Here is a 26,364-nt window from a genome sequence, read left to right on the forward strand (position 1 = left end):
GCATTACCCGTTGATGATATAACAGCAGAACGGATTGTTGCAGAAGCTAATAATGCCTATGGGCATAGGGCAATAGTTCTTCTCCCACTCCCTCATCCCCCTCATCCCCCTCATCCCCCCCCACCTCTACAGCAATCAAAATCCTCACCCCGACGGCTGAAAATGTCGTAGATGTACAAGCTACGACGGTGGTTGTGCAATTTCCTGTTAGTAGTAAAGTGGAATTGCGGGTGAATGGTGCATTAGTAGACTCTTCCTTGATTGGGCGAACGGAAACTGACGCTACTACCAACCTAGTAACGCAGACATGGTATGGTGTCTCGTTAAAAGAAGGTGCAAACACCATCTCTGCACAGATTGTTGGTGCAACAGAACCGCCTGTAACGGTGCAAGTTGCAGTCCGAGGAGTACCACAAAAACTAACTTTAGAAACAGTAGAGTCTCGGATTCCCGCAGATGGACGTTCGACGGCTACAATCAAGGGTCAACTGATCGATGCTAATGGTAATCGCTCTAATCGTGATGCTGTTATCACTTTGATACCCAGTGCTGGGGAGTTTGTTGGCACAGACTTCAAACCCGATCAACCTGGATTTCAAGTGGAGGCGAAAGGGGGGCAATTTACAGCGAGTTTGCGATCGCAACTAAAAGCCGAAACTGTCACAATTCGCGCAACAGCTAATGATTTAGAAGCCTTTACCCAACTACAATTTGAAACGGCATTGCGTCCGAGTTTGGTGACTGGGGTAGTAGATTTACGTTTGGGCGCTAGAGGTACAAATTATTACGGCAGTTTCCGTGATTTCCTCCCTCCTGACAAAAACAACGGAACGCAATTAGATTTTCACTCAGCAGTATTTGCCACTGGTGCGATCGGGGAGTGGTTGTTTACAGGTGCATATAACAGTTCTCGTAGCCTCAATGAAGATTGCAACTGCGATAATCGCCTATTTAGAACTTACCAATCCAGTGAGCAAAATTATCCTGTCTACGGTGATAGCTCCAAAGTTGATGTCGTCGCTCCTTCCATTGACAGTGTATTTCTGCGTTTTGAGCGATCAACTGGCATACCCGGTGCTTCCTCTGATTATGCCATGTGGGGTGACTACAATACAGAAGAATTTGCGCGGCGATCGCAGCAATTTACTTCGATCACCCGACAACTCCACGGTTTTAAAGCTAACTACAACTTAGGAAATCTCCAGATTACAGGTTTCTATGGCAACCACTTAGAAGGATTCCAACGAGATACCATTGCTCCCGATGGTACTAGTGGTTATTACTTCCTCTCTCGCCGAATATTACAACCAGGTAGCGAAAATGTCTTTATCGAGTTAGAAGAACTCAATCGTCCTGGTACTGTACTAAAACGGAAGCAGTTAAACCGAGGCCCAGACTACGAAATTGACTACGATCGCGGTACCTTAATATTCCGCGAACCGATTCTTCGCACTGATATTGATGAAGCTGGACAAGTATTAGTACGTCGGATTGTTGTTACCTATCAATACGACAGCAAAGACTCTGACAGCAATATCTATGCTGGCCGTTTGCAATATAACCTTTCGCGCAAGCTGAACCAGGAAAGTTGGATTGGAGCAACTTACGTCCAAGAAAATCAGGGAGTGCGTGATTTCCAACTCTACGGTGCAGATGCGCTGATTGCTTTGGGTGATCAAGGTAGGTTAATCGCAGAATATGCCCATTCTAGTAATGATTCTGATGTTGTGGGAAAAGTCAGAGGTGATGCATATCGGTTAGAAGCTGAGGGACAGATTGCTAATGGGATTCAAGCTCGTGCGTATTATCGCTTTGCTGATACGGGTTTTGCCAATAATGCCACCATCAGCTTTGTCCCCGGACAAACTCGTTATGGAGCGCAGGTTACAGCTAAAGTCACCCCAAGCACTAACGTCAGGGTGCAATATGACCACGAAGACAATTTTGGCATTGCTCCCCAACCGCTAGATACCTTTGAAGAATTGTTTGCACCGCGTAATGAGGCCATACCTGGGAGTAAAGTTGATAATTCCTTAACAACGATTTCTGCCGGGATTCAACAACGTTTGGGTAAAGCTACTCTCGATGTGGATTGGATTCATCGTCAAAGAGAAGACCGGATACCCGACAGCGCCTTAAGTGGTAATTCTAATCAACTGCGATCGCGTTTTTCAGTTCCCATCGCTAAAAATCTGACTTTCCAAGCCCAAAATGAACTCAGCTTATCTTCCCAAAAAGATACTGTTTACCCAGACCGGACTATTTTAGGGTTGAATTGGGCAGTAATTCCTGGTGTCAGCGTCAGTCTCGCCCAACAGTTTTACAGTGGCAATCAATATTCGGGTAATTCTATCACCAGCTTGAGTGTCAACGGTGAACACAAACTGGGATCAGATACTACTTTAACTGGTCGTTACTCAATTTTGGGTGGTGCTAACGAAATGACTACCCAAGGGGCGATTGGTCTAAATAATCGCTGGACTATTGCTTCGGGATTGCGGCTGAATGTTGCTTACGAACACGTATTTGGCAACTTCTTCGGACGGACTGGGGCGGGTCAACAATATGCCCAACCCTTCGCTGTTGGTCAATCAGCATCTGCGATCGGATTTGATGGTGGCGATAGCTACAGTGTCGGATTGGAATACAGTGATAACCCGCAGTTTCAAGCCAGCGCCCGTTATGAACATCGTTCTTCTTCCGGTGGTAGTAATACAGTAATTACCGCAGCTGCTGCGGGTAAAATTTCTCCCGCTCTCACAGCTTTGGTACGTTATCAACAAGCCGGTTCTTCCAATCAAAAGCTATCAGGATTGGGAGATACTGCTAACCTGAAGCTGGGTTTAGCCTACCGTGACCCCAATAGCGATAAATTTAATGCTTTATTGCGTTATGAATATCGCCAAAATCCTTCAACCATCCCTGACACCATTCTGCTAGGAAGTGGTACGGGTTCCCAAGACCATACCTTTGCTCTTGAAACGATTTATGCTCCTAACTGGCAATGGGAATTCTACGGTAAGTATGCTTTGCGTAACAGCACCTCTTACATAGCTAGCGATTTAGCTGGTACTAGCACAGTTAATCTGGCGCAATTACGAGCTACCTATCGTTTGGGATATAGCTGGGATTTGGTGGGTGAGGCTCGTTTAATTAGTCAGTCTAGCTACAGCGAAACAGGCTTTGTTGTGGAAACGGGTTACTATCTGACTCCTAATCTGCGCCTTTCGGCTGGATATGTCTTTGGTAAAGTTGATGACCGAGATTTTTCAGGAACACGTTCTGCGGGAGGCGCATATTTGGGTATAACAGTCAAGCTCAACGAATTGTTTGATGGCTTTGGACAACAGAAGCCTGTACCAAAACCGCAACAACAATCCGATTTTAAAACTCTTTTACGCAAAGCACTAAAGCAGAAATGGGGAGAAATAAAGCAATTGAAATTATAAAATCTCATCAAAGGCGATGACCTGCGTATTTCTAACATATACAATGTGTTTGGGATTTTTTCTAATAATAATTAATAACCATATTAATAAAGACAAAATACACAAGCTAGACAGATTATCGAGATTTTGTAAATCTGTTATTCATCCTATTTGGAGAGATTTAGGACGTTTATAATGCAATCCTTACTGCGACATTTAAAAGCGATCGAGAAGCAATGTCAAAAGGCAATTCGCCAGCATCTAGGGCAAGTGTGTAATACACCAACTCTGAACTTAACCTTTCAAAGGGCAAAATATCGTTCCTTGACTCCCGGACTAAAATTATTGCTCCTTGCTTGCACTGGAGTGATACCGTTAAGTTTAATAGCCTCCCCTGCAAATGCAGCAACTTGTGGCGTAGGTGTAATTACCCGCATTTCTTCCCCAGTCTTCTACATTGACACGGGAGTAAGTCCTTCACCGCAAGGAATGTATGTGGGTTACACCATCAACAATACTAGTGGGAGTGCTTATCCCGACCTTTGGGTGAAGTTAGAAAACTTTACCGGAACTCGGCTAGGTTTAGCTTCAACGGAAAATGGTATCGTCCATGTCGGCCCACTGGCGGCGGGTGCTAGTAGAACCGTTTATTTCTACGTTATGTCAAGCGGAACTGGTAATACCTTAACACCGTTACAAACCCATACGGTAAGTCTGTATCCGACCCGTCCTGACTTAGCAGCTAGCAATATCTGTAGCGATCCATTTTCTTTGACCGTTGAGGAAACCATCAAAGCAGTTGCCAACAAAATTACTACAGTGGTGACTGGTCCTACCCCTCCAGAACTGGGCGGAATAATGACTATGACCGTTACAGGAGACACTGGAACAATTGGTGCTGCTGGCATTTTTGCAATTACTCCAGCTTCTTTCATCGATTGGCCTGCAAACGCTTACAAATTAGTGGGAACCCAAATGAGCCTCTCTGGAGGGAACACGGGAACTTTTAACGATATTCTCCACAAGGTAGTTTCCAATTCCCAGACGACGAGCTACACCCTAACTTATACCTTTATTGCCACCGGATCGACGGTTGCACCCACGACCGTCAGTCCGATCAGTCAATTAAGTAGCGGTACACAAATCAAACACAATGACACTGGCAGCTTTGCTTCTTTACCACCCATTCCGCCCACTGTAAATAATGTCACCATAAGTAAGAGTGTTAATACATCAATAATGCCTACGGGTGGAGTGGCAACTTATACAATTACTATCAGGAATACGGGTACAATTCCAGTTACCCTCGATGATCTTGTCGATCAATTACCAACTAGTCCGGGTGCGGTGAGTTACGTCACCAATTCTGCAAAATTTAATGGAAGTGCGATCGCCAATCCCAATATTGCAGCTTCTAAGTTAACCTTTCTAGGACTTTTTACGGTTCCTGCGGGTGGAACCAGCACCCTAACGTATCAAGCAGCCATTCCGAATACAATAGGAACCTATAGTAACAGTGCTGTCGGTCATATTGGATCGACTCAGATTGATACAACTACGAATACAAGTGATAATGTTCCCGCGATCGCCACAATTCTTGTCGGTCAAACAGACCTTTCGCTGACGAAAACTGTTGATAATGGAACACCTACGGTTGGAAATAATATAACTTATGCGATCGCTGTCACTAACAATGGGCCGAATCCCACCTCTGGCGTTATCGTCAAAGATATTCTACCTTCACAAGTTTCCTACGTTTCAGATAACAGTGGTGGCAGCTATAACTCTGCAACCGGAAATTGGAACGTTGGTAGTCTAAATAATGGTGAAACAAAAACGCTTCAAATCACCGTCAAAGTCAATACTGCAACGACCTTTAGTAACACCACTGAAGTAACGGCTTCTAGTTTAGCTGATCCAGATTCGACTCCCAACAATAACATCGCAAATGAAGACGACCAAGCTAGCGTTGCTGTTACTTCTACCGCACCCATTACCGTAACACTCTCTGGTAAAATATGGGACGACGCAGATAACAGTGCTAACAACACCTTTACCAACATCAATACGGGATCTGAAACAGGCAGCAACGCAGGTGGATTAAACGCAATTTTGCTAGATAGTACTGGTAGAGTAATTGCCACCACAGCAGTTTTATCCGATGGTACGTATATATTCAGTAATATTACAGCTAATCAAACTAGTGTAACAATTCGCCTATCAACTACTGCGGGAATAGTTGGACAAACAGCACCAGTAAGCTCTTTACCTACAGGATGGGTCAATACCTCTCCACTGGAACAAACTGCATTTAATATTGCTACAGCTAACATTACTAATAAAGATTTTGGTATCGAACAACCCCCAAATACCAGTGATGTAACCGTAACTTCACAGACTAACCCAGGTGGCACAACAACGGTACAAGTACCTGCATTATCGGGAACTGATCCAGAAGACGGTACACTCAGTACTGGTAAGAGGTTTAAAATTATCACTTTACCAACTAACGGCACGTTGTCCTACAATGGCACGGCAGTGACGGCGGGACAGGTGATTAACAATTATGATCCCCCCAAGCTCACGATCGACCCCAACGACGGAGCGATTACTGTCAGCTTTACCTACGCCGCGATTGATGCTGCTGGTCAACAAGACCCAACGCCTGCCACAGTGATGATGCCCTTTGTCTCTCCTGCCAATGTTTTATTAGTCAAAAGGATTACCGCGATTAATGGCGATCGCACCAAAAACCCCAATGACAATACAGCCTTAAATACCTTTGTTGATGATACCACCTCGACTCGTCAAGCCGACGATAACAGCCCCAATTGGCAGCTTAATTATCTTTTAGGGGCAATTGATGCTGGCTTAGTTTTGCCAGGGGACGAGATTGAATATACAATCTATTTCCTAAATGCAGGTAGTAGTAACGCTAACACTGTGAGAATCTGCGATCGCCTTAGTGCCAATCAAGATTTTAAGGGGAGTGCTTATGGTGCAAGCATTGATGTGCAATTGCAGCTAGGAACGAGTACAGTAGTTGACTTAACTAGTGCGTCGGATGCGGGCGATCGCACCCAATTGATTAGCGCTGGTGGTAGTGTTCCGGCTAATTGTTATCTCAAGGCAGCTAACGATAATGGCACTTTAGTTATTGATGTTACTGGTAATACTGGAGTTCCAAATTTAACTACTATGCCAGGGTCAACAGCAAAGGGTTCACCTAATGATTCCTATGGTTTCTTCCGCTTTGTGACCAAGGTCAAACCCTAACTACTAACCCCCAAATGTGTAGAGACGCGATACAAGTAGGTTGGCGCAATTAAAGATAACTGGTGATGGCTGTCATTTGTCCTTAGTCATTCGTCATTGGTAAGGGTTTCAAGCCTATTTACGTTTCGTCACATAGTTTAATTTATTTTCACAAACTTACTTATCGTGTCTCTACAATCCCGGAAATAGATTTAAATTTTTCCAGTATTAAAAAACCAAAACTACTTATGTTAAAACATCAATTAATCGAGAAAAAGTCTAATCATCAACGCCAAAAAGACCGAAAGGGTAAATCCTGCTTTCGCGCAATTATACTGATATATTTATTTTTAAGCGGTAATTTAATACAAGTCTTACCAGCATTGGCTGCTAGTCCGACACCTGGGACTGTAATTGATAACCAAGCAACTGGTAGTTTTATAGATTCTACGGATAATACTGAAAAGCAAATTGAATCTAATACAGTCAGAGTAACTGTGGCAGAAGTCGCAGGGATTACAATTACACCAGCAAATACACCCAGCGCCACAACTGGTAGTACTGTCAACTTTGATTTTACAATAACTAACATCGGTAATGACCCGACACAATTCTTTATTCCCGATGCCCCTTCTACCGTTAGCGGGGGTACAGCCGGCACTCTAAAAATTGTTGCCTATGACCCAGATGGTAGTGGGCCAGCAGCAGCAATTGACCTTACGGCTAACAATGTTACTGTTCCCAATGGTGGTGGAAATACGGGGACATTGTTAGGTGCGATCGCCTCTGCTAATAATGGTTCAATTCCAGCCGGTGCATCGATTGTTGTAAGGGTTCCAGTGACAGTCACCGGAACTAATGGACAAACTGTGAGTGTGACACTAGGCAATACTAGCGGACAACCCAGCAATAGCAACACGCCATTCGTAGTTGGAGCTAATGGCAGTGGTAGTAAAGATACTTACACCGTTGATAATGCGGATGGAGTGGCAGGTGAAGCGGCGGGTATCCCCCTCAATGGCGATGCCACCAGTCATCGGCAAGAAGCCAGCGCCACCACCAGCTTTACCATTCCGGCCGCAGCCGTCAACCTTGTTGTGACTAAAACCACGAGTACCCCAAGCGTTGCCGCCGGTGGAGCCGCGACCTACACCATTAAGGTCACGAATCCTTCTAGTAGCAGTGTCTCCAACGTTTCCATCACCGACACCCTCCCCTCTGGCTTTACTTACGATGCTACCATCGGGGTGCCAGTTCTGCAAAACTCAGCTACTCGCACTACAACCGTCAATCCTACGGCTGGTAGCACTAGCCCAAACTGGGGTACTTTCTCCTTACCTGCTAATGGTAGTGTCTCCATCAGCTTCACCGCCGACACTGATAATAACCAAGCTATAGGCACTTATCAAAACCCGGTTGCGGTAACTTACACAGATACTAACGGGAATCAGATAGCCAATTATAACCCTAACAGCAGCGTTGCAGAAGATGTTGTGGTTACAGCCGCCGCCGTTGCGCCACCACCGCCCTCTCCAGCTCCGGTGCGATCGCCAGCAGGCATCTGTGCCATACCAGGGAAAGATGGCCCTGCGAGCTTGGGTGGGATTCTCAATACCTACTACCCTGGTAATGCTTCGGTCAGTGCTGGATCTCAATCTATTACCTTGGGGAGTTCTGCGGGGGCAACAACTGGCATCAGTTCTGGTGACTTGCTGTTAGTGATCCAAATGCAGGATTCCACAATTGATTCCTCCAATACTGCTGCCTACGGTTCTGGCAACACCAGTAACGACGGGAAAGGTCAGACTAGTATGGGAAATAGTGGTCTATATGAATATGTTGTTGCCACTAATTCTATTCCTACCAGTGGCGGCACACTCACCTTCAAGGGCGCTCCTAGTGGCGGCACTGGGGGGTTAATCAACAGCTATAATAACGCTAACGCCACAGGTTCCCAGGGACAACGCCGCTTCCAAGTTGTGCGTGTGCCGCAATATTCCAACCTGACGCTCACCAGTACCCTCAGCGCCTTGGAATGGAATGGTAAAGTGGGTGGGATAGTCGTCGCCGACATTGCCGGACAACTCAATTTCAACGGACGGACGATCGACGGAATCAATCGGGGATTTCGAGCGGGGTATTCTCAAAAGATTTTTTCTGGCAATTCACTTCTAGATTATGTTGGTACTAATTCTGAAACTATCGGGGCGGGCAAAGGTGAAGGTACTGCTGGTACTCCTCAATTTGTCTGGAATGGCACGTTGCCCGTAGATAATGGTAGCCAAGGCTACCCTAATGGTGACTACGGACGAGGCGCACCCGCCAATGCAGGCGGTGGTGGCAACTTCCACAATGCGGGCGGCGGCGGCGGCGGCAATGGCGGTGTGGGTGGCAAAGGCGGGATTCCTTGGCAAGGAGCAGGAGGAGCTCTCGATAGCGGCGGACGGGGTGGTGCTTTATCTTCGCTATTTGCGCCCGATCCCACTCGACTGTTTTTAGGTGGCGGCGGCGGTGGCGGCGATGCCAACAATGCCACGACTGGAGTCCGTGGTGGTGTGGGTGCTGGTCTTGTAATCCTGCGCTCCGGAACTATGGCAGGTTCCGGCACAATTAACGTGACTGGGGACGCTGGGGATGTGGGAGTCTTTGGTGGTGCTCCAGATGGCGCCGGAGGCGGCGGTGCTGGTGGAACCGTTTTGGTTGCGGCTCGACAAAACAGTTCCACTGCCAATCTCTCGATTTTGGCGAATGGGGGAGCTGGGGGTAACACTTTGAATGATAGTGGAAACGAGCATGGCCCTGGTGCTGGCGGCGGTGGCGGGGTGGTTTTGCATAATGTTCCTGGTGCAGCCCTTACCCCTAGTGTTTTAGGTGGTGCTAATGGTAGAGCGGTAGGGGGAACGGGTATTGCCCACGGAGCTACACCTGGACAGGATGGACAAGTTGCCCCGATTACGAATGATCCCTTTGCCACAGTTAATGATGATGGCTGTTTGCCCCAATTAACTGTCTGGAAAAGCACCACTACCCCCAAAATCACCCAAGGGGGAGTTGCTACGTACAAAATTACCGTTTCTAATGGCCCTGGACGCACCACAGCAACGGGGGTTGATATTCAAGATGTGTTGCCGACAGGCTTTACCTATGATTCGACGATCGCGATCAATCTTGGTACTGGTGTGACTCGCACAACTTCCACTAATCCAACGCCTGGTAGTACTACGGCGACTTGGGGTAAGTTTGACATTCCACCGGGTGACAAGGTTGAGATTACCTTTCAAGCGATGTCCAATGCCGCGATCGCCCCTGGCACTTATCAAAACCCTGTCGTTGCGAACTACCTCAATCCCAAGCGGGTTAATCCAAATGATACAACAAGTACTAGTTATGATGCTGCGGCAAATGCGGCAGAAGATGTGACGGTAGTCGCTCCAGTCAGTAGTAATCCGAATGTGTTACTTGTAAAACGAATCACCGCAATTAATGGTACAACTACCACATTTGGGGGGGATTCTTTGGTCGGGTATATTGATGCCCCAATTAATGCCTACGATGATAACGACATCAACATTCCCAGCCAACCCACACCCACAGATCCGCCCAAGGACACTGACAAGTGGCCACCCTTAAATAGCTTTATGCTCGGTGGCATCAATGGCGGTAAAGTCAAGCCGAGTGATGAAATAGAATACACCATCTATTTCCTCTCCGCAGGTGATGCAACTGCACCCAAAGTGTTGATGTGCGATCGCGTCCCCAATAATGTCACTTTCCTACCGACTGCTTTCAATAATTTCGCCACCAAAAACAGCAGTGGTCTTTCCGGTGGCGATCGGGGAATTATCTGGCAGTATAACGGTACTACCGAATCTCTTACCAATACCAAAGATGGAGATGCAGCTCAATACTTCCCTCCTGGTGTTGAACCATCAACAGTCTACAATGACCCGAGTAATCCCAGTAAAAAGGTTGTCGATTGTGGCGGTGCTAATACTAATGGTGCGATCGTAGTGAATTTGGGTGATTTACCCAATGCTACCGGATCTGGAACACCAGCAACTTCCTATGGTTTCATTCGTTTCCGGGCATGGGTGAAATAGCCCTAAGTAGAGCGACGCAAATAAAGCTAACTGGCTAAGGCTGTCATTTGTCATTTGTCCTTCGTCATTTATAACGGTTTAAGGTGTATTTACGTTTCGTAATATAGTTTGGTTTATTCTTGCCGACTTACTTAGGTAAGGAAAATTTGACTATGTTATTCAGCGAAGCATCTCTGTTTTGCAAAAATACCTTTTAAAGAATCCGAAAAGCAGCAGTTTCAGTTTGAATATTAATTATACACCTACCAAAATGAGATGCACTCATTGCTAAGTTATGGTATATGCAAATTTAAAACTGAGATTTAAACCAGTTTCTCACAGCTGGGTTGCTGTTCATCCAAAGCCTAAAGGGGTAATTCAATTTATTGCTGGGGCTTTCTTTGGTACATTTGGCCCCATGATTTTTTATCGCTATCTGCTTCAATCTCTATTTGAGCAGGGATATACGATTATTCTTCTGCCATTTAATTTTACTTTTAACCATTATGTCGAAGCTGGTTTTCTCATGAGAGAGCAGTATGAAATTCTACCAGAGCTTGTGAGAATGGCAAGTATTGCAGGATATGATTATGAAGCTTATCTAGATGATAAGAACTTTTCTTGGATTGGACATAGCCTTGGCTGTAAATATATCTCGCTGTTAGAAGGATTTACTGCTCTACCTCCAGAGCCTCAAGATAGAGAAAAATTTATTCGCAACCTACTACCTCAAACTTCGGATAAGTCACAGATAGAAACTGTCATTGCAGAGATGAACATTCTCTTTGAGGAACTGACGCGAAAAACGGCTGAAGTTAAAAACTTAATTTATACTTATGTTCATAAGGATATAAAATTTAACAGTGTCTTCATTAAAGGGCAGGTTTCTATCCTATTAGCACCTGCTATTGCTGACACAGGGAGTGCAATTCGTCCTCAGTTTTTAGCTGATATCGTCGATAATCTTGGTTGGGGTGTGAAACCAACGGTTGAAGAAACCCAGAACTTAATCAAGAATAGTGGGCTATTTAATATCATGGGTTTAGTCTGTTTTAAATCAGATCAGATTGCTCAATCAACCTGTGAATGGTTTACTACTATTCTGCAAAAGCCACCTCAAGATTTTCAGAAAAGTTTAGCTGGTGGACATTTAAGACCTCTAGGTATTCAGCTAGCTAAGTATGTTATTAATATTTTCGATAAACCGTTAATTGAATCAGTTCAAGAGCGAAACAAAGCACTTGAGCATAATGTAATTCAATTGCTTGAGGAACTGAAAAAAAAATCAAGATAATGGGCATGGGTTAAGTAGGTCGGCGCAATTAAAGATAACTGGCGATGGCTGTCATTTGTCCTTGGTAAGGGTTTTAAGCCTGTTTACGTTTCGTCACATAGTTTGATTTATTGTTGCCGACTTACTTAGTGGTTCCCGGCAAGCGTGAAGTACAATTTTGACCTCACTTCCATTCCTCTCTTCCTTTAAGGAGAGAGGCAATGAAATTGTTCCCCCAACCCGTTGCGGGAAGAGGGTTAGGTCTATTTGCTCCGCCTGTAGCTCACCAGATTGAAAATGGCTATATTAGACATCTGGTGAAATTAAATATGCGTTACCCAGAACCTTTGTTTTGACGTAGCAGTGCTACGTCAAAACAATTCTTTTTCACCAGATGTCTATTGTTTAATGCAAATTAACGAAAAGTTGAATTTGCACTTTTTACCATACTTTATTTAAATTCAATTCAAACCCAGGTAAAACATCTTCACCAAATACGGTTGTAGGAGATTCTAATATTTCTACGTCTTTGCCTAAACGAAAAATTTCTACTGTTTTATTCTTGGAGTCAAGCAACCAACCTAAAGGAACACCATTGTTAATATACTCTTGCATCTTTTCTCGAAGTTTTTTCAGAGAATCACTACTAGAACGCAATTCCACTACAAAATCAGGTGCGACAGGAGAAAATTCTTCTTCTTGTTGAGTCTGAGTTAAAGCCTCCCATTTTTCATTACTTACCCAAGAAGCGTCGGGTGAGTAAACCGCACCATTAGGGAATGTAAAACCACTGGAGGAATCAAATACAATACCTAAATTTGTGCGATCGTTCCAGTTCCATAGTTGAGCATTCAAACCAGAGTTTTTCTTACCTGTCCACGGATATCTTGGAGGCATAATTATAACTTCTCCAGTTGCAGCACGTTCTAACTGCAAATTTTGATTAGCTTGACAAAGTTGATAAAACCCCTCGATACCCAGATTGGGGATATTCAAAGTGATGGCGTTCATAAGCTTTAAGAATGAGGTTTTGTCCTTATACCAATTCTATTTAAGGTTGTGCTTTACCCTGGGCTTAAGTAAGTTGGCGCGAAAAAATCAAAGTATATTACGAAACGTAAATAGCCTTAAAATCTTTACCAGTGTTCAATGACAAAGGACAAATGACAGCCTTAGCCAGTTAGCTTTAATTGCGCCGACTTACTTAACCCAAGTTGCTAGTTATGCGATCGCCAGCGGTTCGGGGTGTTGTATGGGGTCAGTATGTATAATAAAATCCCCTCCAGGAACAAAAACGGAGGGGAAGATGTTAAACGAAATAATTGCTATCTATGCTATCACTGATGACTTATTGAAAGCGATTGGGCATCATGAAGATAGTCGCAGAGAGATGAGTGATGCAGAAATTATGACAACTGCACTGGTTGCAGCAATGTTTTTCAGTGGTAATCATAGCGCGGCTTGTAACTATATGAAAGACCATAATCTGATTGATAAAATGTGAGAAAAATCACGTTTTAACCGACGATTACACGGAATCTCGATGCTGATGAATGATTTATTTCATCAAATAGGAATGATACTAAAAGAAAGTAGTGATTGTACGGAATATCTTTTAGACTCATTTCCTGTACCAATCTGCGATAATATTCGCATCTTCAATGTGAAAATAGCCAAATCAGAGGATTACAGAGGTTACATAGCTTCAAAAAAACGCTATTTCTACGGGGTTCGAGTTCAGTTATTAACGACTAAAAATGGTATTCCAGTTGAGTTTGTATTCATGCCTGGTAGTGCGTCTGATGTACGTGGGTTGAATGCTTTACCATTAAATTTGCCGCCTGGGAGTGAAGTGTATACTGATTCTGCATATACTGATTATACTGCGGAGGATGACCTTCAACAAACAAGTCAAATTGCTTTAAAAGTTATGCGGAAGAAGAACTCTAAACGCAAAGACGAGGCGTGGAATCAATACATTAAACAATCTATTCGACATTATATTGAGACAGTGTTTAGTGCTATCACATCTGCTTTTCCTAAATCAATTCATGCGGTCATTTATGATGGATTTCTACTGAAGGTAGAAGCATTTATTTTTGCTTTTACGCTCCGAAAAGCATTTTTATAAAAAGTTAAATTTAATACCTTAATTCCAGTTAAGACTCTTGATTGGAACTAAGTGTGAGTGACGGTTGCGCTTTGCGCAACCGCGCTGATTGCCATTGGCGATCGCATCAAATAGAGTCGTCCCTTTGAGGCGATCGCATCAATCTCAGAGTCCGAAGCGCTCGAACTCAGATAACCCGCAACTTGGGTTATTATTAATAGCCAGCACTAAGTATACGATATCGCAAATATCTAATCCAGGAACACCGCCAATTTTGCTAATTAAAGATGAAAATTCGAGATTTGATCCAGGTAGCGCAGTAATTCCAACGACAATGCTGGACTATATCAAAAATCAACTCGTACCTGATATAGAAAAAACCACAAAATCTTACAACATTAATACAGTTGAAATCATTGGGCATACTGACGAACAACCTGTTAGCGTTATCAGCGGCAATCTAGACTCTAATTTAGAGATAGCAGCTAGTCCAGAAGGTTCAGTTATTACACTTAAAGCAGGTTCTAACGCTGATTTAGGATTGATGCGTTCCCTTGCAGTGGTTAAAGAACTGCTGAAAATTCAGCAACAAAATAAGATGCCAGGAATTAAATTTCGCGCCTATTCGGCGGCACAACTAATATTACCAAATGGGGAATTTGCTCCCATTCCCCAAGAAAAGCGTCAGCCAGAATCGAAGCGGCGACGCATTGAAATTCGTTTTACACGCTTGGGTGAAGTGCGAGAAGTAAAATAAATAATCCATTCACTACTGCTAAAATACTAATCAGTAATCAAAGTCTTCTAATAATAAAAAACTAAGATTTACTATTATCCGCTTCTTTCTGCGCCGCCTCACTATATTTCTTATATAGTTGAGTACGAATTTTAGCTTCCTGATAACGTCCGTGCTTTTGTGGCACTTTACTCATTAAATCTGAAGCCCGTTGCCACCTAGCAGCGATCTCTAACCACTGAGTTGAGGTTGTGGCTGTTTTACCAGATGCAGAAGCTTGGTTGGCGATTCGCACAGATATTGTAAATGGGTCATCAGATGGCTCAGAAAGGCTATTTTTAGGAATAGGGGATGGTATTTTGGCTTTGCTCTTGTTAATATTTTCTGTAGTTAAAGATTTGGAAGTTTCTAGTTGCATTATGTTTTTGAATTTATTACCCAACTGGGCATAAACAAGCCAACTAAGCAGTAACAGTGAGCAGAAACCAGCGACTGCTAATATCTTTTTTTTAGGTTTATTTTTGTGTTTTTGTTTGTTAATAAGTACTAAAGGGCGAGAGACTTGAGTTCTAGGTAAATTTGGCTTTCCTAGTTCAGCTTGAGCTTCTGTGAAATCTTTAATTAGTTGCTTGACAATATTAGGCTGAATTAATGTAATTTCTTGTGACCAAAGCAATTGGTTTTCGCGATCGCTATCTATTTCCTTTAACCACAGTAATTGTTGCTCTCGAACAATCCGACTGTTAATATTGACTCGGCGAATGTGACGCGGGGCAATGGATTCAAGAATTTGCTGGATTTGTTCTACGACGGGCGATTGCTCAAGTTGCTCTACCCTCGCCGCCTCGCACAGAAGTTGTAAGACACCATCAGAAAAAATGGCTCTAGTTCTGACACCAGACTTGGCTAGTTTTTCGTTCAATAGCTGAATAATCGCCGCAACGCTACCTTGGTGAGCTTGCCAAGCGATATCATTTATCCGGTCTACCATCTGAAATTTAGTGATAGCTCTTCCACCCTGACTGATTAAGGTACTCATTAATTTAGAGACTCTTTTCTACTGGTCTTGATCTTGTCTTCGATTTTACGAGTAAAAAGATGAGTTGCCAAATAAAATCATAAATATACAGCTTCCCTTTTCGGTTCGGTAATGACGCTTGATCACACTCAGTTAATTTAAGTTAAGACTCTAGCGAGAGTCGAGGTGTCCATAATAACATCACAATATGTTTATACTAAAAACGGCTGAGAAAATAAGGACTGAAGTCCTTACTACCAACTTGCTTCCCGTCAATTTAAACTTGACAAACTACTAGTGAGGTACGTTTTCAAGGCTACTAACCTTGGTAGACAAGATTTGGGTGTACCTCAGTTGCTTGGGAAACGCTATAGCTGTATTAAATTTCTGCTGGCAAAGGTTGCCAAATATCCCCATATTGTTCTCGTAGAAACTGCCAAGCTTCCACCTGTCCTGCTTCATATTCTCCCGGTTTACCCCATTGCAAAAATAGACTTAAAGCAGGTTCCTGTTTTTCATCTAAAAGCCGGATGGCATAAGTTGTAAAATTCCCTCTCTTCGCTTCACCTATTTCAAATTTAACCTGAGTAATTTTGTCCATATTCAAGTGAAATTCAAAGCCTTCGGTATGCATATTCGCGTACTTACCTTTAGGCAATTCTGCATAAAATAATTTTTCTAGTTTGCCTCGTGCTTCTAAAACAGCAGCACTGCTAGTAACAATTAAACGCAAAGTACCAAGAGTTTCGCAAGCTGCTAAAAATTCTTTTAATGTTGTGGTCATTTGTTATTTGTCCTTTGTCATTTGTCATTTGTCATTTGTGAATAACCAATGCCCAATTGCCAATCTCTATTTTTCGTATTGTTCATAAGCAGCAACAATGCGCTGAACTAAAGGATGGCGCACGACATCTTTTTGGGAAAATTCGCAAAAGGCAATGCCTTCAACGTGTTTTAAAATTTGTAAAGCCACTCCCAAACCTGATTGTTGGTGAAGTGGCAAATCAGTTTGTGTCATGTCGCCTGTAATCACCATCCGGGAACGGAAACCCAAACGAGTCAAAACCATTTTCATCTGAGCGGGTGTAGTATTTTGAGCTTCATCCACAATTACAAAGGCGTTATTGAGGGTGCGTCCCCGCATATAGGCGAGTGGTGCGACTTCAATCACACCGCGTTCCATTAAACTGGGTATTTTTTCTGGGTCGATGAATTCATAAATAGCATCATAAAGTGGGCGAAGATAGGGATTAACTTTCTGCTGTAAGTCTCCAGGCAAAAAACCGAGTTTTTCACCGGCTTCGACGGCAGGGCGAGTTAAGATTAGCTTTTCAAACTGGTTAGCAAGAAGGGCTTGGACGGCGACAACAACAGCGAGATAAGTCTTGCCGGTACCAGCAGGGCCAATACCAAAGGTGAGGTCACGCCTTCGGAGTGCGTCGATATATTGACGCTGGCGAAAGGTTTTAGCACGGACTTCTTCACCCCGGCGACTTTTGGCGAGGACATCTCGTTGTAAATCTTGCAGTTCCCCTTGCCGATCGCTATCGATGGCTTGACGGGCTGTTAAAATATCAGCACTGGAAATAGTATTACCTTTAATCCAGAGGTCTTCAAGCGATCGCACTAATCGAGAAGCCAGATCAATTTGCCCTTGATTACCAGAAATTACTAATTCCTGTCCGCGTAGCACTAAACTGGCTCCTGTTTGCCGAGATAGGATTTTGAGATTTTCTTCTCCATCTCCTCCTAGAGCGATCGCACTGGGAATACTCGGCAGCTGAATTATTAAAGCACCTGCCATAGTATTTCTTGATTGGTGGGAATCTGTGTTTGACAAAGGTTAATGTTTTCTCTCTAAGGCCGAAATTAAGTAATCTGGCATAAATAAACCAAATTATATTACTAAACGTAAATAGGCTTAAAGTCCTTACTAATGACGAATGACAAAGGACAAATGACAGCCCTTGCCAGTTAGCTTTAATTGCGCCAACCTATTTATGCTTTTATTACTTACATTTTGGAAAAATATTTGCAACTAATTAATCGGCTGTAGGGCCATACAGATTTATATTAGTGTCAACTTAAAGTTAAAAGGGCGAATATAATTCGCCTTTTGACTTTCCATCTTGATAAAAATTCTGAGCGGAGGTAACTACAACCGCTCAGACTTGATCTCTAGTTTGAACGCACCGCCAACCAAATCTTGCGATTATGGTTGGGGATTCTTGCACTTTTGAAGCCAAAAGACTTCTAAGCGTTCCCAGGGATACTGGCGTCCTCAGTGAATCGTAGAAACTTTTGTCTACCCAAACCCCAGAAAAACTAGCAATTCCTAAATAAATAATTGCTGTAAATGGTCGTGCCTCTACGAAATTTTGCTTTGCCGTACCAGTATTATTCTACTACGATGAAGATTCACTTTTATTTTGGTTCTCCCTAACCCCACCTAAAATGTAAACATTCCCAAGTATTTTTAGGTGGGGACTGCGGGAGAACATTTCTGTTCAATCTAGCGGAGGCGCGGTTTAACAATGGGTTTAGGCCCATCATTTGCACGCGTTTCTCTCCTAGTTGGCGGTGGCGATCGCTCTTCTGTTTCTTCATCAAAAGACATACCCTCGCGGTCTGGAGTGGTGCTGCCGTAAATATCCAAGTATGTTGATTGCCCAGCTGCTGCTGCTGCTGCGGCAATTACTGTACGAATCGCCTGAATATTGCGTCCCCCTCGACCAAACACTTTCCCTTTATCTGTGCTTTCAAAGGCGATGCGAACCCAAACCCGGTTGAGGGTCTGAGAAATTTCACAATCGACGCTTAAAGTTTCTGGAGATTCCAAAAACGGCTGCACCAAAAATCTGACCAGATCAACATAGTTGGGACTAGCTGTTGGGAATTTTGTTCCAAAATTATGATGCGGCTGTTGCACTGACCTGTTCAAAAACATTAGCTTTTACTAGAATGCGACGGACGGTGTCAGTGGGTTGAGCGCCTTGTTGTAGTCGCTTGACGATACCGGGAACGTCTAATCGCACTTCGTCGGTTCTGGGGTTGTAGAATCCCAATTCTTCTAGGGGACGGCCGTCACGGCGAGCGAGGTTGTTAATGGCGACAATGCGGTAACTTGCTTCCCGCTTTTTACCGAATCGCTTCAAGCGCAGTTTGATCATGGTTGAAGAATCATTCTCCTGATTGGTAATTATGCTCAAATGCTAATTTTAGCACTGACCTAGTGTTTGCTGCTATTTGTCATTTGTCATTTGTCCTTTGTCATTTGTCCTTCGTGATTTACCAATGACCAATGACCAATGACCAATGACCAATGACCAATGACTAGTGACTCTTGATTAAAGATTGCCAAAGCCTTTTTTCTTTTTCTCTTTCTTTTTCTTTTTGGTAGCTGAGGCGTCACCACCATAACCTCGCCATCCTGGGGCTGCGGGGCGATTACCTGCACCTGCAAAGGCGTTGCCCATACCGCCACCGCCGCCGAACATTCCCGGCATTCCAGGGAAGCCACCTTGACCCATTTGCTGCATGAGCGATCGCATTTTTTGGAAATCACCTACCAGTTTAGTTACATCGGACTCTCTATAGCCGGAGCCAGAAGCAATCCGCCGCCGCCGACTGGGAGAACTGGCTAATAAATCGGGGTCATGGCGTTCTTGGCGAGTCATGGAGTTAATCATTGCCTCACAACGCTTCAACTGGGTTTCTCCCTGCTTCAGCTGATCATCTGAGAGCTTGTTCATCCCTGGAATCATCTTGATTAAGCCTCCCAGAGAACCCATGTTCTTCAGCATCCGCAACTGCTTGAGAAAGTCGGTAAAGTCAAACTTGGCTGAGAGGATTTTCTCCTGCATTTTCTCAGCATCTGCTAAGTCAAACTCTTCCTGAGCTTTTTCTACCAAGGTGAGAACATCGCCCATTCCCAGAATTCGCGATGCCATGCGATCGGGATAAAACGGTTGCAGTGCTTCGACTTTTTCACCTACGCCCACAAATTTAATTGGCGCTCCCGAAATCTTTCGCACTGAAAGCGCTGCACCGCCACGGCTATCACCATCCATCTTGGTGAGAATCGCCCCAGTAATTCCGATCTGCTCATGAAAGGTGCGGGTAAGATTAGCTGCCTCTTGACCAGTCATTGCATCGACCACCAACAGAGTTTCATGGGGTTGGATAGTTGCTTTGATGCGGGCTAATTCTGCCATCATGTCTTCGTCAATTTGCAGGCGTCCAGCAGTATCAATAATTACTGTGTTTACACTTTCTGCTCTGCCGCGTTCTACACCCTGTCTGGCAATTTCTACGGGATCAGCGTCGCTTCCTAGTTCAAATACGGGTACGTCAATTTGCTTACCCAGCGTCACCAACTGGTCGATCGCTGCTGGGCGATATACGTCTGTCGCCACCAACAAGCAGCTACGATCTAATTTACGAAGATGTAAGGCTAACTTAGCGGTAGCTGTGGTTTTACCAGTACCTTGCAACCCAGCCATGAGAATAATAGTAGGCTGTTCTTGGGCTTCTGCTATGGGAACATTTTCTTCTCCCATCACCTGCACCAGTTCATCGTGAACAATTTTGATGAACTGTTGGTCAGGTCGCACGCCGCTAATCACCTCGGCTCCCTGTGCTTTGGTTTCGACTTCGCTAATAAAATCTTTGACTACCTGGAGATTGACATCTGCCTCCAACAAGGCGCGGCGCACTTCGCGCAAAGCATCTTGAATGTTGGATTGAGAAATTTTATCCTGTCCCCGCAGTTTTTTCCAGGCGGATTCTAAACGGTCAGATAGAGCATCAAACATAATGTAATTACAGGTAGTTCGCCAATGGAGAATTCTAAATCGCCGATGAATGCGTTGGTGTAGTCCGCCCCAGGCATCGCGAATTTCCGTTAAAGTTTAAATGTGCTATTTACCAGCTTAGTAGTTTTCACCCCGACTGTAGCAACCAGATACTTAGCTTTATGGGGCATAAGGTATGCGGTCAATTTCCATTGTTAATTTTTTTAAAGCCTTCTCCCTGCCGCGATCGCTAAGAATTCGCTAAACTACAAAAACACATATAAGTAGGTCGGCGCAATTAAAGATAACTGGTGGTGGCTGTCATTTGTCCTTAGTCATTCCTCATTAGTAAGGGTTTCAAGCCTATTTACGTTTCGTCACATAGTTTGATTTATTTTCACCGACTTACTTACTTATTATCATGTATTCAACCAGTCAACACGAACAAATTGTAGAAGCGATCGCTTTTTTGTCGGAAGATGGCGATCGCTTTTGTGTAGGGAGATGAGCGATGGTGAAACGTCGGCTTTATTGCGATCGCTTAAATAATTGAGAGACGACGTTGCATGAACTGGATAAACAACATCACGTTATAATGCAATACGGTTCAGTTAAAGCTAAAACTCTTTGCCAAAGTCAATTTTTTAACGAACCGCAAACGCGAGTGCGTCTCCCCCTGGGAGAAGGACGCAAAGGACGCAAAGAAAGAGAAGAAAGAGAAGAAAGAGAACAAAGAAATGCTTAACTGAACTGTATTGCGTTATAATGAAGAATAGAATTTTTTACGGGCAGGTGCAACGGGAATTTCTTTGCCCTTTTCTTGATAATCTTCTTTCACCAATTCCCAAGCTAATTTTAGTTCTTCTACAGCTTGTTGGGGTGTATCTCCAAAAGCCGAAATATTAGACATTTCGGGAAAATATGCTAGCCAATCTCCTTGTTCATCAACATACAAATTAATTGTAAAACCATTAAAATCATAATTACTTAAAGTCATTCTTCTTCTACCTCTTGATATTCAATTTCATCAAAAGTCAGATTTTCTGGGCTATTTTTAGCTTTTTGCCATAGCTTTTTGAGCTTAGTCATGAAATTTAACAAAGGTCTCAATCAGATAGAGATTCTTCATCTAGTGTTTTAGTTGACATAGCTGTTATTTGAAGCTATATATCCTATCTCTTATTATTGACCGGAGTGTGACGGCATTCGCGTAGCGTCCCACAGGAAAACACCAACCGCAGGCGATCGCCTGCGTGTTTATCGGAGTGTGATTTATTTACAGAGGCGCGATCGTCTCCTAAATTGGCGTATGCGTAGGCGTAGTTCCTCGTAGACATCGCTTTTGTGTAGGGAGAAGGGCGACGCCGAATAGCCCGTCGTAGACATCGCTTTTGATTTGGAGAAGAGCGATGTTGTTATATTGAACATTATATCCTCAGGACTTGGTATAGTAATGAGGTTAAAAAGACCAAGGATTAATAATTACAACCCGTGTCCCGGCAAAGTCTTTTTCATTGCGGGTGACAAGTGATAGAGAGTTATGAATTGCGATCGCTGCAATCAGAGAATCCATAGCGGGCAGAGGTCGCCCGTTCTGTTCTAATTGTCCTACTAAGTTTCCCCATAATACCATTGTTGAAAAATCTATACCTAAGATTCTGTCTTGAAAGCGACTGGCTAGGGTTTGATTTAGCCATTTTGTCAACGATTCTTTTCGCTTAGACGCGGTAATTTTACTGATACCTTTAGCAATTTCGCCAATTGTAATAATGCTGATGTAAAGTGTTTCTGGTGCTTGGGCATCTAGCCAATCTAAAACCTTTTGATTTGGGTGTTTGGCAACAAGTTCAGAAATCAGACAGGTATCAAGCAGGTAAGTCATAGAGTGAAGTCATCGCTCTTTAGGCTGCGATCGCGGCTAAAGTCCAGTTCTTCGCTGAGTTCAGCTAGGGGAGATTGACGGAAAAACTCTGAAAGTTTACTTGGTTGATCTGAGTGGGTGTTGTGATTGGGTGCAATCAGGCTTTGGGCGAGTAGTTGGATGATATACAATTTATCGTTGAGCGAAAGCTGTAAGAGTTGTTGTTCGAGTTCTGGGATAGCCATGATCGGGGTTAAGTAAGGGATGATTTTATTTTAGCGTCAGGAAATGCGACGCCGAGTAGCCCGTCGTAGACATCGCTTTTGATTTGGAGAAGAGCGATCGCTTTATGCTATGAATAGTGGTTAAATAAATTTAATTTATATATGCCAGCTAAAGATTTATTTCATAATACAGTTAAAACAGCCCTGGCAAAAGATGGATGGACAATTACTGACGAGCATCTATTTATTCAAGTTGAGGATGTTGATTTTTACATAGACTTTAACAGCAGAGAGAATTTTAGCTGCTGAAAAAACTGGTAAAAAAATAGCAGTAGAGATAAAATCCTTTTTAGGAGCCTCAGACGTAACTGAATTTCACCTAGCTCTTGGTCAATGTCTCAACTACCGTTCAGCATTGAGGTTGACCGAACCTGCTCGGATTTTGTATTTAGCCGTTCCGGTAGATGTTTATGATGAGTTTTTTAGTCGGAAGTTTATTCAAAGAATTATTGGCGAATATCAACTAAAATTACTAATTTTTAACCCAGATCAAGAGGAGATTGTTATATGGATAGATTGAATTACAAAGAAATAGTCCAAAAAATTCTGGAAGGTCACGGAAAAAATCGCTCAAATAGTCAAATAGAAGTCAAATTGATATTTGATACGGAGCGCGATCGCTTTTCTGTTCTTAATATTGGTTGGCAAGAGCTAACGCGAATATTTGGTTGTATTATTTACGTAGAAATTAAAGATGGCAAAATTTGGATCGAACGCGATGGAACGGAAATCGGAGTGGCTAATGAATTAGTAGAAGCTGGAGTTCCTAAACAAGATATAGTTTTGGCGTTTAAAGCCCCATACAAACGAAAATTTACTGACTTTGCTGCTAGTTGAAGCACATAGGAGTCATGAAACCTACGGCAATTAGGGAAGCAATCTACACCTGGGGTATCGCAGAAATTTGTGAAATGACTACTTGATAGCGATCGGTTTGGGGATGTAGAAACGGCGATCGCTTTTTTTATGAGAGATTGGGGAGTGCGATCCTGAAGGGGAATTTGGAAGTGCGACGCCGAATAGCCCGTCGTAGACATCGCTTTGATGATGTGGGGAGATGGGCGTAGGCGCAGCCCGCCGCAGGCATCGCTTTTGTCTAGGGAGAAGTGCGATCGCAGTGAATTACCGAATGATGCTTAACTCGAGTTATCCCCAAATATTAAGAATGAAAAGGATTAATAATTGTTAGTTGATGATCTATCTGCTGACCATCTTGTAAATCTTCACTGTAGAGGATCTGACAACCCACTTCTAAGGCACTCGCTACAATTAAGCTATCAAAGTAACTATACTGATAACGTTCCGCTAAATTCAAAGCCGTTTCAATGGTGGTAACGGAAACCATAGCAATTTCAAATTTTTCGGTAACTTCTTCAACAACAACCCTAATTTGAGCGTATTCTAAGAGAAACTTCCGTTTTAAAACATTTATTGTTTCATTGAGAACTTGGGTGCTAATCCAAACGTCACCTGATTGAACACAGTCAATGGCACCCTGTTGTTTATCGGGTTCATCCTGAGAATACCCATAGATTAGAATATTAGTATCGAGAAAAACTCTATCGGACATTAGCCTCTTCTCGATTAAAGTCAAATCCTTGAGTGTTTAAAGAAATTGCCTTGAAAATCGTTTTTTTTGGCTTTTCCACAGGTTCTGACAAAAGTTCTGAGTCATCTAAAACAATCACACGGATAGCTTTACCTTCCCACTGAGATGAATATTGTAGGGGAATGACAAGTGTACCATTATGAATAATCGTCTTAAATTCAATGGCTTCCATAGGTTAGCTCAATCAAGCGTTATATCTAGTTTAGTATGAATTTTCTGGACTTAGCTGAATAACACTCAACTTTGAGTCTAAGGATCAAGCTTAGTGCGTAGGCGAAGCCCGTCGTAGACATCGCTTTTGATTTGGAGAAGAGTCCTGGTTCCCAAGACCCAAATCTTTTACCCTGAGCGTAGTCGTTCGCAAAGCGATCGCACCAGAAGGGTTCTCTTGCGACACTTACCTATCCAGCTTGGTTTTCGCTTACGGCATTGGTGGTCAAGATAGCCCAAAGCTTATCAGAAAATTTTGGCGCTTAGTCATACATCCAATATTTGTTTTTGCGTTAGCAAAAACAAATATTAAATGAAATCCTCAGCAAGATCTCACAATCCCCACCTTATGAGTACATTGAAGGTAGGGACTTTCGCGTACCGTTAAACAGTCGTGATGTCTTTTTCTTTTTCTGCCAACAATTCGTCTATTCGGGTAGTGTACTTGTTTGTCAGTTTTTGCAATTTATCTTGCTGATCTCGTGCTTCATCTTCAGGAATTTCAGCATTTTTTTCCTGTTTGCGAATGGCATCTATGACATCGCGGCGGATATTGCGAATAGCAACACGACCCTCTTCAGCATACTTAGATGCTATTTTGACGAGTTCTTTACGGCGATCGCTTGTCAAGGGCGGAATATTCAGCCGAATCACGGAACCGTCGTTGCTGGGGGTTAAACCGACATCTGACAGGGAAATCGCTTTTTCGACTATATTTAAACTACTGCGATCGTAGGGTTGAATTAAGATCGTCGTAGCATCGGGCGTACTAATGTTTGCCAGTGATTTCAAGGAAGTGGGCGAACCATAATAATCCACCAATACCTTATCTAGTAAACTCGCATTGGCGCGACCAGTGCGAATCGAGTTAAAAGCTCGTTGAGTTGACTCAACGGTTTTTTGCATCGTACTTTCAGCTTCAGCTAATTTCACAAGAACCTCCCACAAGGGTGCCGATGGATTCTCCCAAGACTGCCCGGTGGATGTTACCTCGCACCGTTAGGTCAAATACCAGAATTGGGATATTATTTTCTTTACACAAGGCGATCGCAGTACTATCCATCACCCGCAAATCTTTGGCTAAAACGTGCGTGTAGGTTAAGCTATTGTAACGCTTGGCGTCGGGATAAATATGAGGATCGGCATCATACACTCCGTCTACTTTGGTGGCTTTAAAAATCACCTCGGCATCAATTTCTGCGGCTCTTAATGCCGCAGTAGTATCTGTAGTAAAAAAGGGATTCCCAGAACCAGCACCAAAAATTACCACCCGCCCTTTTTCAAGATGACGGATGGCACGACGACGAATATATGGTTCTGCTAATTCTTGCATAGCGATCGCAGTTTGCACCCGCGTCTGTACTCCTATGCGTTCTAGCGAATCTTGCAGCGTCATGGCGTTCATTACCGTGGCAATCATCCCAATATAGTCAGCGGTTGCCCTGTCCATCCCCGCCGACGCTGCTTTCACGCCACGAAAAATATTACCGCCGCCAACAACGATGGCAATTTGAGTGCCAGTGGCGATCACCTCTGCTAATTCTTGTGCTATTCCTTTGACCACTTCTGGATCAATGCCATAGCCCATGTTGCCCATTAAGGCTTCACCGCTCAGTTTGAGTAAAACCCGTCGGTAATTCGTTCCCATGAAGTTACGCTTTATCAAAAAAGTTGCAATTGCCTCCAATTTAAGATAGCAGTTACAGGG

The 26,364-nt window shown here is 43.4% G+C and carries 21 protein-coding genes and 3 pseudogenes; 9 read left to right on the top strand and 15 right to left on the bottom strand.

All coding sequences use genetic code 11. The features are described from left to right. Positions 1-119: 119 nt before the first annotated feature. The 4 genes and pseudogenes from LC605_RS13745 to LC605_RS13760 all read left to right on the top strand — a co-directional run. Positions 120-3,449 (top strand): annotated as a pseudogene (locus LC605_RS13745) (TonB-dependent receptor); the annotation flags it as partial. 174 nt (positions 3,450-3,623) lie between these two features. Then, positions 3,624-6,704, top strand: coding sequence for a DUF11 domain-containing protein (locus LC605_RS13750; RefSeq protein WP_229548086.1), 3,081 nt, complete (start codon positions 3,624-3,626; stop codon positions 6,702-6,704). Positions 6,705-6,931: 227 nt separating this feature from the next. Continuing rightward, complete coding sequence (locus LC605_RS13755) at positions 6,932-10,783, top strand: DUF11 domain-containing protein (RefSeq protein WP_229548087.1); 3,852 nt, start codon at positions 6,932-6,934, stop codon at positions 10,781-10,783. 274 nt (positions 10,784-11,057) lie between these two features. After that, positions 11,058-12,056 carry a DUF1350 family protein gene (locus LC605_RS13760; RefSeq protein WP_229548088.1) on the top strand — a complete coding sequence of 333 codons (999 nt, stop codon included), beginning with the start codon at positions 11,058-11,060 and terminating at the stop codon, positions 12,054-12,056. A gap of 420 nt (positions 12,057-12,476) precedes the next feature. Here the strand turns inward: LC605_RS13760 and LC605_RS13765 are convergent, their stop codons facing one another. Further along, positions 12,477-13,046 carry a Uma2 family endonuclease gene (locus LC605_RS13765; RefSeq protein WP_229548089.1) on the bottom strand — a complete coding sequence of 190 codons (570 nt, stop codon included), beginning with the start codon at positions 13,044-13,046 and terminating at the stop codon, positions 12,477-12,479. Between the two features lie 295 nt (positions 13,047-13,341). On the opposite strand from LC605_RS13765, the gene LC605_RS13770 reads away from it, so the two are divergent. The 3 genes and pseudogenes from LC605_RS13770 (at position 13,342) to LC605_RS13780 (ending at position 14,902) form a co-directional block, all read left to right on the top strand. Continuing rightward, positions 13,342-13,539, top strand: coding sequence for a hypothetical protein (locus tag LC605_RS13770; RefSeq protein WP_229548090.1), 198 nt, complete (start codon positions 13,342-13,344; stop codon positions 13,537-13,539). A gap of 12 nt (positions 13,540-13,551) precedes the next feature. Continuing rightward, a pseudogene (locus tag LC605_RS13775) lies at positions 13,552-14,166 on the top strand (IS982 family transposase); the annotation flags it as partial. A gap of 94 nt (positions 14,167-14,260) precedes the next feature. After that, complete coding sequence (locus tag LC605_RS13780) at positions 14,261-14,902, top strand: flagellar motor protein (protein WP_229548092.1); 642 nt, start codon at positions 14,261-14,263, stop codon at positions 14,900-14,902. A 61-nt stretch (positions 14,903-14,963) separates the two neighbouring features. On the opposite strand, the gene LC605_RS13785 is transcribed toward LC605_RS13780, so the two are convergent. The 10 genes from LC605_RS13785 to LC605_RS13830 all read right to left on the bottom strand — a co-directional run bounded on the left by LC605_RS13785 (position 14,964) and on the right by LC605_RS13830 (position 22,798). Next, complete coding sequence (locus LC605_RS13785) at positions 14,964-15,920, bottom strand: hypothetical protein (RefSeq protein WP_229548093.1); 957 nt, start codon at positions 15,918-15,920, stop codon at positions 14,964-14,966. 358 nt (positions 15,921-16,278) lie between these two features. Continuing rightward, positions 16,279-16,683, bottom strand: a complete 405-nt coding sequence (locus tag LC605_RS13790; protein WP_229548094.1) for a ChuX/HutX family heme-like substrate-binding protein — start codon at positions 16,681-16,683, stop codon at positions 16,279-16,281. A 66-nt stretch (positions 16,684-16,749) separates the two neighbouring features. After that, positions 16,750-17,703 carry a PhoH family protein gene (locus tag LC605_RS13795; protein WP_229548095.1) on the bottom strand — a complete coding sequence of 318 codons (954 nt, stop codon included), beginning with the start codon at positions 17,701-17,703 and terminating at the stop codon, positions 16,750-16,752. Positions 17,704-18,411: 708 nt separating this feature from the next. Next, complete coding sequence (locus tag LC605_RS13800; protein WP_229548096.1) at positions 18,412-18,846, bottom strand: KH domain-containing protein; 435 nt, start codon at positions 18,844-18,846, stop codon at positions 18,412-18,414. Beyond that, positions 18,809-19,069: a 30S ribosomal protein S16 gene (gene rpsP, locus LC605_RS13805; RefSeq protein ID WP_012409382.1), complete on the bottom strand. Its 261-nt coding sequence runs from the start codon at positions 19,067-19,069 to the stop codon at positions 18,809-18,811. Before rpsP ends, LC605_RS13800 begins: the two co-directional genes overlap by 38 nt. 177 nt (positions 19,070-19,246) lie before the next feature. Further along, entirely contained in the window at positions 19,247-20,713 is a 1,467-nt protein-coding gene (gene ffh, locus LC605_RS13810; RefSeq protein ID WP_229548097.1) for a signal recognition particle protein, read from the bottom strand. 739 nt (positions 20,714-21,452) lie between these two features. Further along, the gene (locus LC605_RS13815; protein WP_229548098.1) at positions 21,453-21,689 is read right to left on the bottom strand and encodes a type II toxin-antitoxin system HicB family antitoxin; all 237 of its coding nucleotides are present in this window, start codon (positions 21,687-21,689) and stop codon (positions 21,453-21,455) included. Positions 21,690-21,864: 175 nt separating this feature from the next. Continuing rightward, positions 21,865-22,029 (bottom strand): hypothetical protein, encoded by a 165-nt coding sequence (locus LC605_RS13820; protein ID WP_229548099.1) that lies wholly within the window; start codon positions 22,027-22,029, stop codon positions 21,865-21,867. A gap of 122 nt (positions 22,030-22,151) precedes the next feature. Then, on the bottom strand, positions 22,152-22,574 hold the full coding sequence (locus LC605_RS13825; RefSeq protein WP_229548100.1) for a type II toxin-antitoxin system VapC family toxin: 423 nt from the start codon (positions 22,572-22,574) through the stop codon (positions 22,152-22,154). After that, on the bottom strand, positions 22,571-22,798 hold the full coding sequence (locus LC605_RS13830) for a hypothetical protein (protein ID WP_229548101.1): 228 nt from the start codon (positions 22,796-22,798) through the stop codon (positions 22,571-22,573). Before LC605_RS13830 ends, LC605_RS13825 begins: the two co-directional genes overlap by 4 nt. Positions 22,799-22,939: 141 nt before the next feature. On the opposite strand from LC605_RS13830, the pseudogene LC605_RS13835 reads away from it, so the two are divergent. After that, positions 22,940-23,357, top strand: a pseudogene (locus LC605_RS13835) (XisH family protein). Further along, the gene (locus LC605_RS13840; RefSeq protein WP_229548102.1) at positions 23,345-23,674 is read left to right on the top strand and encodes a XisI protein; all 330 of its coding nucleotides are present in this window, start codon (positions 23,345-23,347) and stop codon (positions 23,672-23,674) included. The pseudogene LC605_RS13835 and the gene LC605_RS13840 overlap by 13 nt, the downstream one beginning before the upstream one ends. 322 nt (positions 23,675-23,996) lie before the next feature. On the opposite strand, the gene LC605_RS13845 is transcribed toward LC605_RS13840, so the two are convergent. The 4 genes from LC605_RS13845 to pyrH all read right to left on the bottom strand — a co-directional run bounded on the left by LC605_RS13845 (position 23,997) and on the right by pyrH (position 26,304). Next, a complete protein-coding gene (locus LC605_RS13845; RefSeq protein ID WP_229548103.1) occupies positions 23,997-24,407 on the bottom strand; it encodes a PIN domain-containing protein in 411 nt (136 codons plus the stop codon). Continuing rightward, a complete protein-coding gene (locus LC605_RS13850; RefSeq protein ID WP_229548104.1) occupies positions 24,397-24,618 on the bottom strand; it encodes a hypothetical protein in 222 nt (73 codons plus the stop codon). Before LC605_RS13850 ends, LC605_RS13845 begins: the two co-directional genes overlap by 11 nt. A 422-nt stretch (positions 24,619-25,040) precedes the next feature. Next, a complete protein-coding gene (frr, locus tag LC605_RS13855; RefSeq protein ID WP_229548105.1) occupies positions 25,041-25,589 on the bottom strand; it encodes a ribosome recycling factor in 549 nt (182 codons plus the stop codon). Continuing rightward, the gene (pyrH, locus tag LC605_RS13860) at positions 25,576-26,304 is read right to left on the bottom strand and encodes a UMP kinase (protein ID WP_229548106.1); all 729 of its coding nucleotides are present in this window, start codon (positions 26,302-26,304) and stop codon (positions 25,576-25,578) included. Before pyrH ends, frr begins: the two co-directional genes overlap by 14 nt. Positions 26,305-26,364: the final 60 nt, after the last annotated feature.

This window comes from Nostoc sp. CHAB 5836 (assembly GCF_020829445.1).
In the GTDB taxonomy this organism is placed as follows: domain Bacteria; phylum Cyanobacteriota; class Cyanobacteriia; order Cyanobacteriales; family Nostocaceae; genus Nostoc.

What these genes read in the sequence shown, in the direction of transcription:
- LC605_RS13815 (WP_229548098.1), bottom strand. Translation starts at nt 21,689, where the DNA reads ATGACTTTAAGTAATTATGATTTTAATGGTTTTACAATTAATTTGTAT.
- LC605_RS13765 (WP_229548089.1), bottom strand. Translation starts at nt 13,046, where the DNA reads ATGAACGCCATCACTTTGAATATCCCCAATCTGGGTATCGAGGGGTTT.
- LC605_RS13820 (WP_229548099.1), bottom strand. Translation starts at nt 22,029, where the DNA reads ATGTCTACGAGGAACTACGCCTACGCATACGCCAATTTAGGAGACGAT.
- LC605_RS13795 (WP_229548095.1), bottom strand. Translation starts at nt 17,703, where the DNA reads ATGGCAGGTGCTTTAATAATTCAGCTGCCGAGTATTCCCAGTGCGATC.
- LC605_RS13800 (WP_229548096.1), bottom strand. Translation starts at nt 18,846, where the DNA reads ATGTTTTTGAACAGGTCAGTGCAACAGCCGCATCATAATTTTGGAACA.
- LC605_RS13850 (WP_229548104.1), bottom strand. Translation starts at nt 24,618, where the DNA reads ATGGAAGCCATTGAATTTAAGACGATTATTCATAATGGTACACTTGTC.
- pyrH (WP_229548106.1), bottom strand. Translation starts at nt 26,304, where the DNA reads ATGGGAACGAATTACCGACGGGTTTTACTCAAACTGAGCGGTGAAGCC.
- LC605_RS13825 (WP_229548100.1), bottom strand. Translation starts at nt 22,574, where the DNA reads ATGACTTACCTGCTTGATACCTGTCTGATTTCTGAACTTGTTGCCAAA.
- LC605_RS13755 (WP_229548087.1), top strand. Translation starts at nt 6,932, where the DNA reads ATGTTAAAACATCAATTAATCGAGAAAAAGTCTAATCATCAACGCCAA.
- LC605_RS13840 (WP_229548102.1), top strand. Translation starts at nt 23,345, where the DNA reads ATGGATAGATTGAATTACAAAGAAATAGTCCAAAAAATTCTGGAAGGT.
- rpsP (WP_012409382.1), bottom strand. Translation starts at nt 19,069, where the DNA reads ATGATCAAACTGCGCTTGAAGCGATTCGGTAAAAAGCGGGAAGCAAGT.
- LC605_RS13760 (WP_229548088.1), top strand. Translation starts at nt 11,058, where the DNA reads ATGGTATATGCAAATTTAAAACTGAGATTTAAACCAGTTTCTCACAGC.
- LC605_RS13750 (WP_229548086.1), top strand. Translation starts at nt 3,624, where the DNA reads ATGCAATCCTTACTGCGACATTTAAAAGCGATCGAGAAGCAATGTCAA.
- LC605_RS13790 (WP_229548094.1), bottom strand. Translation starts at nt 16,683, where the DNA reads ATGACCACAACATTAAAAGAATTTTTAGCAGCTTGCGAAACTCTTGGT.
- LC605_RS13845 (WP_229548103.1), bottom strand. Translation starts at nt 24,407, where the DNA reads ATGTCCGATAGAGTTTTTCTCGATACTAATATTCTAATCTATGGGTAT.
- LC605_RS13770 (WP_229548090.1), top strand. Translation starts at nt 13,342, where the DNA reads ATGTTAAACGAAATAATTGCTATCTATGCTATCACTGATGACTTATTG.
- ffh (WP_229548097.1), bottom strand. Translation starts at nt 20,713, where the DNA reads ATGTTTGATGCTCTATCTGACCGTTTAGAATCCGCCTGGAAAAAACTG.
- LC605_RS13830 (WP_229548101.1), bottom strand. Translation starts at nt 22,798, where the DNA reads ATGGCTATCCCAGAACTCGAACAACAACTCTTACAGCTTTCGCTCAAC.
- LC605_RS13785 (WP_229548093.1), bottom strand. Translation starts at nt 15,920, where the DNA reads ATGAGTACCTTAATCAGTCAGGGTGGAAGAGCTATCACTAAATTTCAG.